Origin of the sequence: Salipiger bermudensis, assembly GCF_017309175.1 — a bacterium.
Lineage (GTDB): Bacteria > Pseudomonadota > Alphaproteobacteria > Rhodobacterales > Rhodobacteraceae > Salipiger > Salipiger bermudensis.
In genome coordinates, this window is the sequence record NZ_JAEKJV010000009.1 from 63,905 (window position 1) to 76,674 (window position 12,770).

The window sequence follows — 12,770 nt, forward strand, 5'->3', positions numbered from 1 at the left end:
CGCGGATGTCCGGCGGCACGCTTCCCACCGTTCTGGTCGTCGATGACGAGCCGTTCTCGGTCGCCTCCATGCGCATGGCGCTGGAGGACGATTTCAACGTGCTTGAGGCCACCGACGCGGAGGCGGCGTGGCGCCTGCTCGAGGAGAACTGGGTGCAGGTGGTGGTCTCGGACCAGCGCATGCCGGGGCGCACCGGGGTCGAGCTGCTCTCGGACGTGCGCGACCGCTGGCCCGAGACGGTGCGCATCATCGTCACCGGTTATACCGAGAGCTCGGACATGATCGACGCCATCAACAAGGCGGGGATCTACCAGTTCATCACCAAGCCATGGCATCCCGAGCAGTTCCTGATGGCAGTGCGCAACGCCGCGCGCCTCTTCGAGCTGAGCCGCGAGCACGAGCGCATGAGCCTCGAGATGCGCTACCTCGGCAACACCGCGACGCAGAAGATGCAGGCCCGGCGTCAGCAGGCGCAGGAGGCCGCGGGGTTCGACAAGGTGTTGCGCGGCACCGGCAGCCCTCTGAACCCGACCATCGCGCTGGCGCGGCAATATGCCAGCTTCGAGGTGCCGGTGCTGATCACCGGCGAGGCGGGCACCGGCAAGGGTGATCTGGCCCGCGCCATGCATTACGGCTCGCTGCGCGCCGACCGCCCGTTCTACAAACTCAACTGCGCCGGCATGTCCGACGAGGTGCTGGCCGCCGAGCTCTTCGGGGCCAAGCGCGGCGCGGTTCCGGGCGCGGTGCAGGCCCGCGCCGGGCTGTTGCAGAAGGCCGACCGCGGCACGCTGTTCCTCAACGGTGTCGATGCGCTCAGCCCGGCGATGCAGCTGCAGCTCCTGCACCTCGTGACCGAGGGCAGCTTTCAGCCGGTGGGCGGGCACGAGACCCTGCAAAGCGGCGCGCGGCTGCTCTTCGGCACCCATCGCGACCTGCGCGCGATGATCCAGCGCGGCCAGTTCCGCAGCGACCTGTTCTTCGAGATGGCGGTGACCGAGCTGGCGATCCCGGCGCTGCGCAGCCGCGTCCCCGACATCCCGCTGCTGGCCGAGCGCATGTTGCACGAGGCGGCCGAGCTGCACGGCAAGCCGGTGCGCGGCATCGCCCGCCCGGCGCTGGCCTTCCTCGAGAGCTATGACTGGCCGGGCAACCTGCCCGAGCTGCGCAACGAGGTGACCCGGATGCTGATCCTCGCGCAGGACATGACGCTGGGGCCGGAGCTGATCTCGCGCCACATCCTGCAGGCGGGCAATCACGGCGAGCGCGCCGAGGGGGCCGAGCTGCCGGCGAGCGGCACCGATCTGTGCACCCTGGAAGGCACGCTGAAGGAGCGCGTCGAGCTGATGGAGATGCGCATCCTCGGCGAGACGCTGACCCGGCTGAAATGGAACAAGTCGAAGGCGGCGGCAGAGCTCGGTCTCAGCCGCGTCGGGCTTCGGGCAAAGCTGGACCGCTACGGCATCGAGCCGCACGCGTCCGTATCGGAGGAGGACTGAGCCATGTGTCTGGGCATTCCCGGCCAGATCACCGAGATCACCGACCCATCCCGCCTGATGGCGATGGCCGATGTCTCCGGGGTCAAGCGAGAGGTGAGCCTCGCCCCGGTCGCCGACCGCCCGCTCGAGGCGCTGGTAGGCGAGTGGGTGCTGATCCACGTGGGCTTCGCCATGGCGGTGATCGACGAACACGAGGCCGCCGAGACGCTCGAGGCGCTGCGCGGCCTCGGCGAGGCGCAGGAGGCGCTCGAAGCGATGGAAGAGGGTGCGCGGGCCTTTGATGAGCCCGCCAAGGTGGAGGCGGCGCAATGAGATATGTCGAGGAATTCCGCGATCCCAAGGCCGCCAAGGGCGTGTTGGCGGCCATCGCCCGCGTCGCGGACGAGATCGGCGCCACCCGCGACGCGCCAGTGCGCATCATGGAGATCTGCGGCGGGCACACCCACGCGATCTTCCGCTACGGGCTCGACAAGCTGGTGCATGAGGGCATCGAGTTCATCCACGGCCCGGGCTGCCCGGTCTGCGTTCTGCCGATGAGCCGGGTGGATGAATGCGTCGAGATCGCCGAGCGTCCGGGCGTCATCTTCACCACCTTCGGCGATGCCATGCGGGTGCCGGGCTCGCGCAAGTCGCTGATGCAGGCCAAGGCCGATGGCTGCGACATCCGCATGGTCTATTCGCCGCTCGACGCGCTCGAGCTGGCGCGGCGCAACCCCGACCGCGAGGTGGTGTTCTTCGGTCTCGGCTTCGAGACCACGACCCCCTCGACCGCGCTGACCCTGCAGCAGGCGGCGCGCGAGGAGATCGGGAATTTCAGCGTGTTCTGCAACCACATCACCGTGCCGCCGCCGATCAAGGCGCTGCTCGATGATCCGCACATGCAGCTCGACGGCTTCGTCGGGCCGGGCCATGTCTCGATGGTGATCGGCATCCACCCCTATGACTTCATCGCCCGCGATTACGGCAAGCCCATCGCCGTGGCCGGGTTCGAGCCGCTCGACCTGCTGCAATCGGTGCTCATGGTGCTCGAGCAGATCCGCGACGGACGGGCGGAGGTGGAAAACCAGTATGCCCGCGTTGTGCCAGAGCATGGCAACCCGGTCTCGCTCGCCGCGATTGCCGATGTCTACGAGGAGCGCCCGTCCTTCGAGTGGCGGGGCTTGGGCGAGATCGACGCCTCCGGCCTGCGCATCCGCGAGGCCTATCGCGACTGGGATGCGGAGGAGAAATTCGGCATCGGCTACGCGGTTGGGCGGAAAAAGGTCGAGGAGCCCGAGGGCTGCGCCTGCGGCGCGGTGATGACGGGCCGGATCAAGCCGACCGCCTGCCCGCAATTCGGCCGCGGCTGCACGCCAGACATGCCTCTGGGTGCGTTGATGGTGTCGTCCGAGGGGGCTTGCGCCGCCTACTGGACCTATGGCGGCGCGCGCGTGGTGGAGCCGGCGGAATGAACATGGCCTCCAAACCCTCCCGCCTGCGTGGCGACCGCGTGACGCTGGCCCATGGCGGCGGCGGGCGTGCCATGCGCGACCTGATCGAAGAGGTCTTTACGCAGGTCTTCCAGCCCGAAAGCGGCGAGGATCAGGCCCGGCTGATGCATGACGCGCTGCAGGTCAAGGGCGCGCGGCTGGCCTTCACCACCGACAGCTACGTGGTCACCCCGGTGGAGTTCCCCGGCGGCGATATCGGTAAGCTCGCCGTCTGCGGCACGGTCAATGATCTTGCGGTGGGCGGGGCGGAGCCGCTCTGGCTCTCGGCCTCTTTCATCATCGAGGAGGGCTGCGAGATCGCGCTCCTGCGTCGGATCGTCGCCAGCATGGCGCGCGAGGCCGAGGCGGCTGGGGTGCGGATCGTCACCGGAGACACCAAGGTGGTCGAGAAGGGCTCTTGCGACACGGTGTTCATCACCACGTCGGGCGTCGGCGTGATCCCGGCGGGGCGCGATCTGGGGGCGGCGCATATCCGGCCCGGCGACGTGGCCATCGTCAACGGCGTGCTGGGCGATCACGGCGCGACCATCCTCGCGGCGCGGGGCGATCTGGCGCTCTCGGCGCCCCTGCAGTCCGACTGTCAGGCGCTCGGCCACCTGATGGCGGCGGTGGCCCAGGCCTGCCCTGACCTGCGCGCGGCGCGGGATGCCACGCGCGGCGGGCTGGCCTCGGCACTGAACGAGATGGCCGAGGCGGCGGGTGTGTCGGTGGAGCTCGACGAGGCAGCGCTGCCACTGCGCCCGGAGGTCAAGGGAATGTGCGAGATACTCGGTCTCGATCCGCTCTACCTCGCCAACGAGGGCGCGCTGGTGCTTTTCGTACCCGAGGCCGAGGCCGAGGCAGCACTGGCGGCGATGCGCTCGGTCGAGGCGGGGCGGGAGGCGGTGGTCGTCGGGCGCGCGGTGGAGAAGGGCAGCGTGCCGGTGCGGATGCGCTCGGCCTTCGGCGGCACGCGGATCGTCGACATGCTGGTCGGAGAGCAGTTGCCGCGGATCTGTTGAGGGAGCGTATCAACCGTTTTCGACATGGCTTGTCCTGCATCCGACCCATGCCTGCGCGGAACAGGGACCGCCGAGCATCGGTCATGCTGGGAGCGTCCCAATCGCTTGATGCTCTGAGCGTTGCCGGCGCGGAATCAAGGCCGAAGGCAGCCGCGCATCGGTCATGCCGAAGGCATGCCTTCGGCATGACCCGCCCCCCCCGGGGCCGGCGATTTGGCTGGGCTGGGCGCACAGCTTCGAGGTCCTTCGGACTTGGTCGGGATAAATCAAGGGATTCCAAACTGAGTTCGCCGCCCCGCGGACCGGCGATGCGCGGCGGCGTCCCGGCGTAGAGTCAATTGAGGATGCCCTAGCAGGCGAGTCGAGGCTGCGTCCAGCGCGCCTACCGTGCCACCACCACGGGCCGCCCCTTGTGCTGCAAGAGCTCGAACGGCGTGTCGAACACGTCGCGCAGGGTCTCTTCGGTCAGAACCGTCGCACTCTCGTCCTGCGCCACGATCCGACCGTCCTTCATCGCCACGATGTGATCCGCCCAACCGGCGGCGGCGTTGATGTCGTGCAGCACGATGACGATGCTCCGGGACCCGTCCCGCGACAGACCGTGCAGCCGCGCCATCAGGTCGCGGGCGTGGCGCGGGTCGAGGGCGTTCAGCGGCTCGTCCAGAAGCATCCACGGCGTGTCCTGCGCGTAGGTCATCGCGATGAAGGCGCGCTGGCGCTGGCCACCCGACAGCGTGTCTATGGTGCGCTCGGCCAGATCGGTCAGCGCGAAGGCCACAAGCGCGCGGTCCACGGCCTCTTCGTCATCGCGGCGCGGTCGGCCCTGATGGTGCGGCCAGCGCCCGAAGCTGACCAGTTCACGCACCCGCAGCCGGCTGACCAGCGCCGGCGATTGCTGCAGCAGTGCCACCGTCCGGGCCCGCTGCCGGTGCGGCACGGAGAACGGGTCGATGCCGTTGATGCGCACGCTGCCCGAAGAGGGCTTTTCCAGCCCCGAGAGACAGTGCAGCAGCGTCGACTTGCCGGCGCCGTTGGGGCCGATCAGCGCGGTGATGCCGCCGCTCTCGATCCGGGTCGAGACGTCGTGCAGGATCGGGGTCGGGCCGGCATGGTAGCTCAGCGAGGAAATCTCGATCATCGACGTCTCCGTTTCAGCACGAGGAAGAGGAACACCAGCCCGCCGAAGAACTCGACGATCACCGCCAGCGCCGACTGGCTGCCGAGCAGGCGTTCGAACAGGAACTGGCCGGCGACGAGGATCAGCGCACCGAGGATTGCGGCCGCTGGCAGCAGGACCGCGTGACGGTGGCTGCCGGTCACCTGCCGCGCAAGGCTGGCGGTGAGCAGGCCGAGGAAGGTGATCGGCCCGACCAGCGCGGTCGAGACCGAGACCATCGCGGCCATCAGCAGCAGCGCCGTCATCACCACGCGGTCGTGGTTGAGCCCGAGCCCGCGCGCGGTGTCGCGCCCGAGCCCGGCGACGTCGAGCGCCGGGGCCATTCGCAGCGCCACCGCCATCGCGGCGAGCAGCACCACGGCGGAGAAGGTCAGCTGCTGCGGATCGACCCGGCCGAAGCTGGCGAACATCGCCTGTTGCACGACGGCGAAATCCGACGGGTCCATCAACCGCTGCACCATGCTCGACAGTCCACGCAGCAGTACGCCGAGGATGATGCCCGTGAGGATCATCCGGGTGATGTCTCGCGCATCGCGGCGCAGCAGGAGGCCGAAGAGCGCCACCGAGGCGACGCCGAGGGCGGCGACCTCCATCAGGAAGCGCGGCCCGGCGGGGATCGCGGCGGCACCGACGCCGCCCAGCAGCAGCACCAGCAGCGTCTGCATCAGCACGAAAAGCGCGTCGAAGCCCACGAGCCCCGGGGTCAGCAGCCGGTTGCCGGCGACGGTCTGGAACAGCACTGTCGCGGCTCCGGTGGCGGCGCCGACGCAGACCAGCGCCCCGAGCTTGGCGGCGCGCAGCCCGAGGATGAAGCCCACCGGCTGGCGCAGTTGCCACGCCAGAAAGGCGCCGCAGAGCACCAGCAGGGCGAGACCGAGCCAGAGGACGCGACGCTCAGCCATGACGGCGCGCCGGGGCCGCGTGCAGCAGCCAGAGGAAGACGCCGGCGCCGAACACCGCAACGACGGTGGCGGCGGGGATCTCGAACGGGTAGCGAATGGCGCGGCCGATGATGTCGGCGGTCAGCAACAGGATGCCGCCGCCCACGGCAATCAGCGGCAGGTTGGCGCGCAGGTTGTCGCCGCGCCAGCGCGCGATCAGGTTCGGCGCCACGAGCCCGACAAAGGGAAACCCGCCCACGGTGACCAGCACCAGCGCGGTGATCACCGACACCACCACCAGTCCCAGCGCCCGGGTCTGCGCATAGTCGAGGCCGAGGCTGCGGGCCTGCGCCTCGCCGAGCCCGAGGATGGTGATGCGGTCGGCGATGACATAGAGCAGCACCGCCAGCGCCGCGATCGCCCAGAGCCATTCGTAGCGCCCGATCATAACGCCCGAGAACTCGCCGAGCTGCCAGGCGCCGAGGAACTGCATCAGGTCGGTGGCCCAGGCGATGTAGACGCAGATCGCGCCGATGATGCCGCCATAGACGATGCCCACGATGGGCAGCAGCATCGGATCCTCGCGGGGCAGCCGCGTCGCCAGCGCGAGGTAGCCCGCCATGCCGGCCAGAGCCGAGGCCGCGGCGATCAGCATCTTGCCGGCCACCGCCAGTCCGGGGGCGATCAGCGTCACGGCAAGCAGACCCAGCATCGAGGCCTCGGGCGCGCCGGTCAGCGACGGCTCGACCAGCCGGTTCTGCACCACCTGCTGGACCACCACCCCCGCCAGCGCGAGGCCGGCGCCGGCAAGCAGCGCCGCGGCGGTGCGCGGGATGCGGCTCACCATCAGCAGCCAGCCGGCGTCATCGCCGAACGAGGCCGCCCCGAGCGACAGGCTGACCAAGACGAGCGCGGCCAGCAGGGCGAAGGTGAGGGTCCAGAGGCGCAACTTGGTTCAGCTCTCGCTTGCGCCGCCGAAGGCCGAGATGATCTCGTCGAGCGTGTGCATCATCGAGCTGGCACCGCCGCCCGAGACATACATCGGCGCGGCGTCGAGATAGACGATCTGGCCTTCCTGCGCGGCGGTGCTGCGCGCCACGAGCGGGTTGTCGAGGGTCGAGGCGGCGGCCTCGCCATCGGCGCCGATGGCGGCGGCGCGGTCGATCACCAGCAGCCAGTCCGGGTCGGTCTCGGCGATGAACTCGAACGAGATCGCCTGGCCGTGGGTGTCGTCCGAGAGGCCCGGATGCGCTTCGGGCAGGTCGAGCGCGCCGTGCAGCCAGCCGAAGCGGCTGTTGGCGCCATAGGCCGAGATCTTGCCGCCATTGGTCAGGATGATGAGACCGTCGCCCTTGCCCTCGACGGCGGCACGCGCCTCCTCGATCTTGGCGTCTAGGGTCTCGGTCAGCGTTGTGGCCTCGTCCTGCTTGTCGAACAGCGTGCCGAAGGCGGCGATCCGGTCGCGCGCCTGCGCCACCATGTTCTCGCCCCAGATCGTCATGTCGATGGTGGGGGCGATCTGGCTCAGCGGCTCGCGCTGCGCCGAAGAACGCCCGCCGACCACGATCAGGTCGGGCTGCATCACCGCGAGCGCCTCGAAGTCGGGCTCGAACAGCGTGCCGACCACCTCGGCCGAGGTCTTCACCTCATCGATGCCGTCGAGGTAGAGCGGGCTGGGCAGGCCGGCAATCGGCTGTCCGAGGGATGCGATGGTGTCGATCGCGGCCGGATCGAAGACGACGACGCTTTCGGGCGCATGGGGCACTTCGGTCGAGCCCGCAGCGGTCTCGACGGTCACGTCATGGGCAAGGGCGGAGGCGGCAGACGTGCAGGCAAACAGCCCTGCAAGCAGCAGAGGACGCATGGGGAGGCTCCCGGTCGTTGATGGGCGCGTGGCGTGGCGTCAGCCGGCTTCGCAAGGATGTTGGTCTGATAACGGATTGTTCTTCCTGCCTGCAATGCGTTAACTGACATAAACAATCAACTTTTGGAGTGCAGCCATGGCTCTGCAGCAATCCGGCACGTTCCAGACGCCCAATGCCTCGAAGTACCTTCAGCAGCTCTGCAAACATTTCGAGCACAAGGTCGCGGTCGTCTTCGACGAGTCCGAAGGCCGCGCCGCGCTCCCGCCGGGGCCGGCGCTTCTGAGCGCCAGCGCCGAGGCGCTTCTGGTCGAGATCAGCGCCCGGACCGAGGCCGATCTCGAACGCGCGCGCTTCATCATCGACGACCACCTCAAGCGCTTTGCCTTCCGCGAGGGCTGCGAGGGGATGACCTGGGCCTGACCCGCTGACCGGTTCGTGACAGGCAGAAAGGGGCGGGCCTTGCGGTCCGCCCCTTTTGCGTCTGGTCTCGCCTCCGAGGATCAGAAGCGCATCTTGGCGGTCACGAGGAAGGTGCGGCCCGGCTCGGTGAGCGGGACGACGGCACCGGTCGCGTCGAGGCCATCCGAGCTGCGGCTTGCATAGGTCGCATCGAACACGTTGCGCACATCGAGGCGCAGTTCGAGCTGGTCGAAGGCAGCGGGCGTGTAGCTGGTGTAGAGGTTGAGCACCTCGTAGCCGGGCAGGTCCGGATCGGTGGCGTCGTTCTCGAACGCCACTTCGGCGGTGCCGCCGACGCGCCAGTTGTCCTGGATGTCGTAGCCGCCTTCGAGCGTCAGGATGCTGCCGACCGGGCGCCCGAGATAGTAGGACGTGGTGCCGACGGTATCGTCATCCAGTTCGACATTGGCATGGGTGTAGTTCAGCTTGGCGAAGGCGCTTTCGCCGGTATAGCTGACCGAGCCGTCGAAGCCGCGCGAGGTCAGGTCCGCCTGCGCGCCACGGTCGCCGCCCGAGGGCAGCACCGCGGTGATGTCGTTGATCTCGGTGTGGAACACCGCGCCACTGACCGCCCAGGGGCCATTTTCGTAGCGCAGGCCGATGCGGGCCGAGTTGGAGCGCGACGGGGTGAAGTCGTCATAGGTCCAGTCGTTGCGGAAGTTGACCAGCGCCGCCTCGCCAAGCGCGAAGCCGCCCCAGGTGGAGGCGATGCCGGCGTTGAGCGAGAGCGTGTCGGTCAGCACGTAGTCGAGCGCGGCATTGCCGCTGAAGCCGCCCTCCTCGAACTTCCGGCCATCGGCGCCTTCGAACCACTGGTAATCGTAGCGCGCGCCGTAGCTCACCGAGAGCCGGTCGGTCAGGTCCTGGCGGGCCTGCGCGAAGATGCCGAAATTGGTGTTGGTCTCCTCGCCCGAGGTACCCTCGGTGGCCTCGGCGCTTTCGTCGAAGAAGTCGAACCCCGCGGTCAGCGTGCCGTTGTCCAGCAGGAACTCGTTCTTGGCGGTGCCGGACAGGCTGGTGTTGATGCCCGAGTTGTTGCCCACGTCGACTTCCTGCTCGTTGTAGGTAAGCTGAAGGTCGGGCGCGAGCCAGCCCTGCGGCTGCTCGTCGGTGTAGGACAGCGTGTAGGAGCTGCGGCGGGCATACCCGTCGATGATCTCGGTGGGGCGGGCGGCGCTGGTAAGCCCGGCGAAGTCGGCCCGGATGAAGCCCCCCTGCGAGGCACGCGGACCGGTGTCTTCGGTCTCGGAGGCCGAGAAGGCCAGCCGCTTGCCGGTCTCGGTGGTGTAGGCGAGCTTGAGCATGTAGTCGGACAGCTCCGCCGCGGTGCCGTCGATGGTGTCGCCGTCGCCGTCCTTGTACTCGTCGCCCTCCTGATGCGTGGTGCTCAGCAGCCACTCGAAGCCGCCCTGCGCGCCGAACAGCGTCGCGGTGCCGCGCAGGCCGGAACCGTTGCTGCCGCCGGTCACGGTGGCGAGGCCGCCGAAGTTGTCACCGGGCTCGAGCAGGTCGCGGGCATCCTTGGTGGTGTAGGCGAGCACGCCGCCAAGACCGCCGGGGCCGGCATCCGCCGGGGCGAGGCCTTCGCTGACCTCGACCGACTTGAGCAGCGACGGGTCGAGCAGCACGTTGCCGGTGTGGTGGAACGCGCCCTTGTTCTGGCGCGCGCCGTCGATGGTGACCGAGAGCAGCGACTCCTCGATGCCGTTCACCATGACCTTCTGGGCCATCGCGGCGCCGCCGCTGACGGTGACCGAGGATTCGCCGGCGAAGACGTCTTTCACCGTGGCCGGGTTGCGGCTCTCGATCTCTTCCTCGGTGATCTGGGTGTTGCCGAGCAGGCTCTGCGCCGCGGCGCCTTCGATCCGAAGCGTGCCGAGAAACAGCGAGTCGGCGTCCTGAGCCGAGGCGGTTCCGGCGCAGAATGCCGTGGTCAGGAGCAGCAGCCCCTTGCTTTTGCTAAACATTGTTGGGTCCCTCACGTAACAGGCGCAGCCGTCGCTGGATTGCACGGGCGAGGGACCCCCGCGCTGTCTGGCTGGCCATATTGCTGAGCGGAAGTAATTGACCGTTTTTGTCGGATCAATCTCCGGGGCGCGCGCACAGCGTGTCGGGCACGACGTTGTGCTCTTTTTGTCTCGCTAGCGCGCCAGCGCGAGCAGGCCCGTCACGTCGAGATGGGCTTCCATGTGATCGGCCAGCCCGTCGAGCACGGCCTCGACCGTGCTGTCGTAGCGGCCGGCGCTCTGCACCCCGAAACCGTCGAGCCATGCGGCGCGGAAGGCATCGTCGCGGAACATGCCGTGCAGGTAGCTGCCCGCGATACGGCCATCGGGGGTCGCCGCGCCCTCCGGCTCTCCCGCGACATGGGCGAAGGGGCGGGCGCGGTCTGGGCCGTCGCTGCGGCCGATATGGATCTCGTAGCCTCGGAATGCCCGGCCTGTCGCCGCATGGGTGGCGCGGGTCTCGGTAAGGCGCTTGTCGCCGGTCATCACCGTGTCGATCTCGAGCAGGCCGAGGCCCGGCGTGGTGCCGGGCGGCCCCTCGATGCCGTCGGGATCGGCGACGCTGCGGCCCAGCATCTGGTAGCCGCCGCAGATCCCCAGCACATGCCCGCCGCGTCGCACATGCGCGGCAAGGTCCACGTCCCAGCCCTGCGCGCGCAGGAAGGCGAGGTCGCCGCGGGTCGACTTGCTGCCGGGCAGGATCACCAGATCCGCGTCGCCGGGGATGGCGCGTCCGGGTCCCAGCATGGTGAGCCGCACGCCGGTCTCCTGCGCCAGCGGGTCGAGATCGTCGAAATTGGCGATCCGTGACAGCGCGAGGCAGACCACGTGCAACCCCTTGGTGCGGCGCGGGGTGTGGATGTCGACCGCGTCTTCGGCGGGCAGCTTCCACGCGTCCGGAAACCAAGGCAGGGTGCCGAAACCGGGCCAGCCGGTGTGGGCCTCGATCATCCGGTAGCCATCGTCGAAGAGCCGGAGGTCGCCACGGAAGCGGTTGATCAGGAAGCCTTTCACCATCGCCGCGTCGCCCGGGTCGAGCACCGCCTGCGTGCCGACGATCTGCGCGATGACGCCGCCCCGATCAATGTCGCCAGCGAGCACCACCGGCACTTGCGCGGCGCAGGCAAAGCCCATGTTGGCGATGTCGCGCGGGCGGAGATTGATCTCGGCCGGGCTGCCCGCGCCCTCGACGATCACCAGATCGTGCCGGGCGCTGAGCCGGGCGAAACTGTCGAGCACCGCGTCGAGAAGGCGGGGCTTCAGCGTGCCATAGTCGCGCGCCTCGCTGGTCGCGACCCGCTTGCCCTGCACCACCACCTGCGCGCCGGTGTCGGTCTGGGGCTTCAGCAAAACCGGATTCATGTCGCTGTGCGGCGCCAGCCCGCAGGCCAGCGCCTGCAGCGCCTGGGCGCGGCCGATCTCGCCGCCATCGGCGGTCACGGCGGCGTTGTTCGACATGTTCTGAGGCTTGAACGGCGCCACGTCGATGCCGCGCTTTCGGGCGGCGCGGCAGAGCCCCGCGACCAGCAGCGACTTGCCCACGTTGGAGCCGGTTCCCTGGATCATCAGCGCGGTCATCGACGAGGGTCCGGCTCAGGCGTCGGGCTTGCGGCGGGCGCGGATCAGCGTGTGCTGGCTGACGATCTCGTAGCCCAGCCGCGCCACCAACTCGGCGCGCAGGCGGTTGATCTCGTCGCTGGTGATCTCGATCACCTCGCCGGTGTCGATATCCACCAAGTGGTCGTGATCGGCGGAGGGCATGACCTCGAAGCGCGCCGGCTCGTTCTCGAAGCTCAGGCGCTGGATCAGGCCGGCCTCCTCGAGCGCCGAGAGCGTGCGGTAGACCGTGGCGAAGGAGACGGAGCCGTCGATCTCGCGGGCGCGGGTAAAGACCTCGTCGGCATTGGGATGGTCCTGCGCCTGCATCAGGATCGACAGCACGCGCAGGCGCTGCTGCGTCACGCGCAGCCCCGCGGCGCGCAGCGCCTCGGCGAAGTCGGTTGTTTCCGCAGTCATGCGACCTGTCCGTTGCCCTGAATGGCCCTCTTGGTATCGTCGCCGCGCGGGGCTTGCAAGAAAAGGCCGGGGCCGTGCGGTGATTCGCGGTCTCAGCCCGTGGCCAGGGCCGCCCCGGACGGGCCGGGCGTGCGGCATTGGCATAAAATCGCATGTCGCAAAGCTGCGTCGATGCGCCGGTTTCGAGCCCGTGCCGCGACCCGCGATTTCCTTCAGGAAACGCCTGTTTCGCATGGGCGGCGGCGGTTTCCCGGGCGGCGCATTCGGCGCTGAAGCCGGGGCCGCCGCCATGAAATCTCACGCAATCGGCAGAAAGATTCGCTTGCTTTGTCGGATCTGGGGGCGTAGCTCCAGCGGCGGGACACCCCTCCCCAACGAG

General features: G+C 68.9%; 12 protein-coding genes. 5 read left to right on the plus strand and 7 right to left on the minus strand.

From position 1 onward, the window contains the following. Positions 1–5 precede the first annotated feature (5 nt). Genes JF542_RS13485 through hypE form a run of 4 tightly spaced genes read left to right on the plus strand, consistent with a single transcriptional unit; the run spans position 6 to position 3,987 of the window. On the plus strand, positions 6–1,496 hold the full coding sequence (locus JF542_RS13485) for a sigma-54-dependent transcriptional regulator (protein WP_207076223.1): 1,491 nt from the start codon (positions 6–8) through the stop codon (positions 1,494–1,496). A gap of 3 nt (positions 1,497–1,499) precedes the next feature. After that, on the plus strand, positions 1,500–1,808 hold the full coding sequence (locus JF542_RS13490) for a HypC/HybG/HupF family hydrogenase formation chaperone (RefSeq protein ID WP_007796544.1): 309 nt from the start codon (positions 1,500–1,502) through the stop codon (positions 1,806–1,808). Beyond that, complete coding sequence (gene hypD, locus JF542_RS13495) at positions 1,805–2,947, plus strand: hydrogenase formation protein HypD (protein WP_207076224.1); 1,143 nt, start codon at positions 1,805–1,807, stop codon at positions 2,945–2,947. Before JF542_RS13490 ends, hypD begins: the two co-directional genes overlap by 4 nt. Continuing rightward, positions 2,944–3,987: a hydrogenase expression/formation protein HypE gene (hypE, locus tag JF542_RS13500; RefSeq protein ID WP_207076225.1), complete on the plus strand. Its 1,044-nt coding sequence runs from the start codon at positions 2,944–2,946 to the stop codon at positions 3,985–3,987. The genes hypD and hypE overlap by 4 nt, the downstream gene beginning before the upstream one ends. 382 nt (positions 3,988–4,369) lie before the next feature. Here the strand turns inward: hypE and JF542_RS13505 are convergent, their stop codons facing one another. The 4 genes from JF542_RS13505 to JF542_RS13520 are packed head-to-tail and all read right to left on the minus strand — an operon-like array spanning position 4,370 to position 7,909. After that, positions 4,370–5,125, minus strand: coding sequence for an iron ABC transporter ATP-binding protein (locus JF542_RS13505; protein WP_207076226.1), 756 nt, complete (start codon positions 5,123–5,125; stop codon positions 4,370–4,372). After that, positions 5,122–6,066: an iron chelate uptake ABC transporter family permease subunit gene (locus JF542_RS13510; RefSeq protein ID WP_007796556.1), complete on the minus strand. Its 945-nt coding sequence runs from the start codon at positions 6,064–6,066 to the stop codon at positions 5,122–5,124. Before JF542_RS13510 ends, JF542_RS13505 begins: the two co-directional genes overlap by 4 nt. Further along, the gene (locus JF542_RS13515) at positions 6,059–6,994 is read right to left on the minus strand and encodes an iron chelate uptake ABC transporter family permease subunit (protein ID WP_207076227.1); all 936 of its coding nucleotides are present in this window, start codon (positions 6,992–6,994) and stop codon (positions 6,059–6,061) included. The genes JF542_RS13510 and JF542_RS13515 overlap by 8 nt, the downstream gene beginning before the upstream one ends. A gap of 6 nt (positions 6,995–7,000) precedes the next feature. Then, complete coding sequence (locus JF542_RS13520) at positions 7,001–7,909, minus strand: siderophore ABC transporter substrate-binding protein (RefSeq protein ID WP_207076228.1); 909 nt, start codon at positions 7,907–7,909, stop codon at positions 7,001–7,003. Positions 7,910–8,045: 136 nt separating this feature from the next. Here JF542_RS13520 and JF542_RS13525 point away from each other — a divergent pair, with 136 nt between their 5' ends. Continuing rightward, the gene (locus JF542_RS13525; RefSeq protein WP_207076229.1) at positions 8,046–8,330 is read left to right on the plus strand and encodes a DUF2218 domain-containing protein; all 285 of its coding nucleotides are present in this window, start codon (positions 8,046–8,048) and stop codon (positions 8,328–8,330) included. Positions 8,331–8,410: 80 nt separating this feature from the next. On the opposite strand, the gene JF542_RS13530 is transcribed toward JF542_RS13525, so the two are convergent. From JF542_RS13530 to JF542_RS13540, 3 genes are all read right to left on the minus strand, one after another. Further along, on the minus strand, positions 8,411–10,336 hold the full coding sequence (locus tag JF542_RS13530) for a TonB-dependent receptor domain-containing protein (protein WP_207076230.1): 1,926 nt from the start codon (positions 10,334–10,336) through the stop codon (positions 8,411–8,413). Positions 10,337–10,510: 174 nt separating this feature from the next. Continuing rightward, positions 10,511–11,953 (minus strand): cobyric acid synthase, encoded by a 1,443-nt coding sequence (locus JF542_RS13535; protein WP_207076231.1) that lies wholly within the window; start codon positions 11,951–11,953, stop codon positions 10,511–10,513. Positions 11,954–11,968: 15 nt separating this feature from the next. Continuing rightward, positions 11,969–12,391, minus strand: a complete 423-nt coding sequence (locus JF542_RS13540) for a Fur family transcriptional regulator (protein ID WP_007796574.1) — start codon at positions 12,389–12,391, stop codon at positions 11,969–11,971. Between the last annotated feature and the right edge of the window lie 379 nt (positions 12,392–12,770).

What these genes read in the sequence shown, in the direction of transcription:
- JF542_RS13485 (WP_207076223.1), top strand. Translation starts at nt 6, where the DNA reads ATGTCCGGCGGCACGCTTCCCACCGTTCTGGTCGTCGATGACGAGCCG.
- JF542_RS13490 (WP_007796544.1), top strand. Translation starts at nt 1,500, where the DNA reads ATGTGTCTGGGCATTCCCGGCCAGATCACCGAGATCACCGACCCATCC.
- hypD (WP_207076224.1), top strand. Translation starts at nt 1,805, where the DNA reads ATGAGATATGTCGAGGAATTCCGCGATCCCAAGGCCGCCAAGGGCGTG.
- hypE (WP_207076225.1), top strand. Translation starts at nt 2,944, where the DNA reads ATGAACATGGCCTCCAAACCCTCCCGCCTGCGTGGCGACCGCGTGACG.
- JF542_RS13505 (WP_207076226.1), bottom strand. Translation starts at nt 5,125, where the DNA reads ATGATCGAGATTTCCTCGCTGAGCTACCATGCCGGCCCGACCCCGATC.
- JF542_RS13510 (WP_007796556.1), bottom strand. Translation starts at nt 6,066, where the DNA reads ATGGCTGAGCGTCGCGTCCTCTGGCTCGGTCTCGCCCTGCTGGTGCTC.
- JF542_RS13520 (WP_207076228.1), bottom strand. Translation starts at nt 7,909, where the DNA reads ATGCGTCCTCTGCTGCTTGCAGGGCTGTTTGCCTGCACGTCTGCCGCC.
- JF542_RS13525 (WP_207076229.1), top strand. Translation starts at nt 8,046, where the DNA reads ATGGCTCTGCAGCAATCCGGCACGTTCCAGACGCCCAATGCCTCGAAG.
- JF542_RS13530 (WP_207076230.1), bottom strand. Translation starts at nt 10,336, where the DNA reads ATGTTTAGCAAAAGCAAGGGGCTGCTGCTCCTGACCACGGCATTCTGC.
- JF542_RS13535 (WP_207076231.1), bottom strand. Translation starts at nt 11,953, where the DNA reads ATGACCGCGCTGATGATCCAGGGAACCGGCTCCAACGTGGGCAAGTCG.
- JF542_RS13540 (WP_007796574.1), bottom strand. Translation starts at nt 12,391, where the DNA reads ATGACTGCGGAAACAACCGACTTCGCCGAGGCGCTGCGCGCCGCGGGG.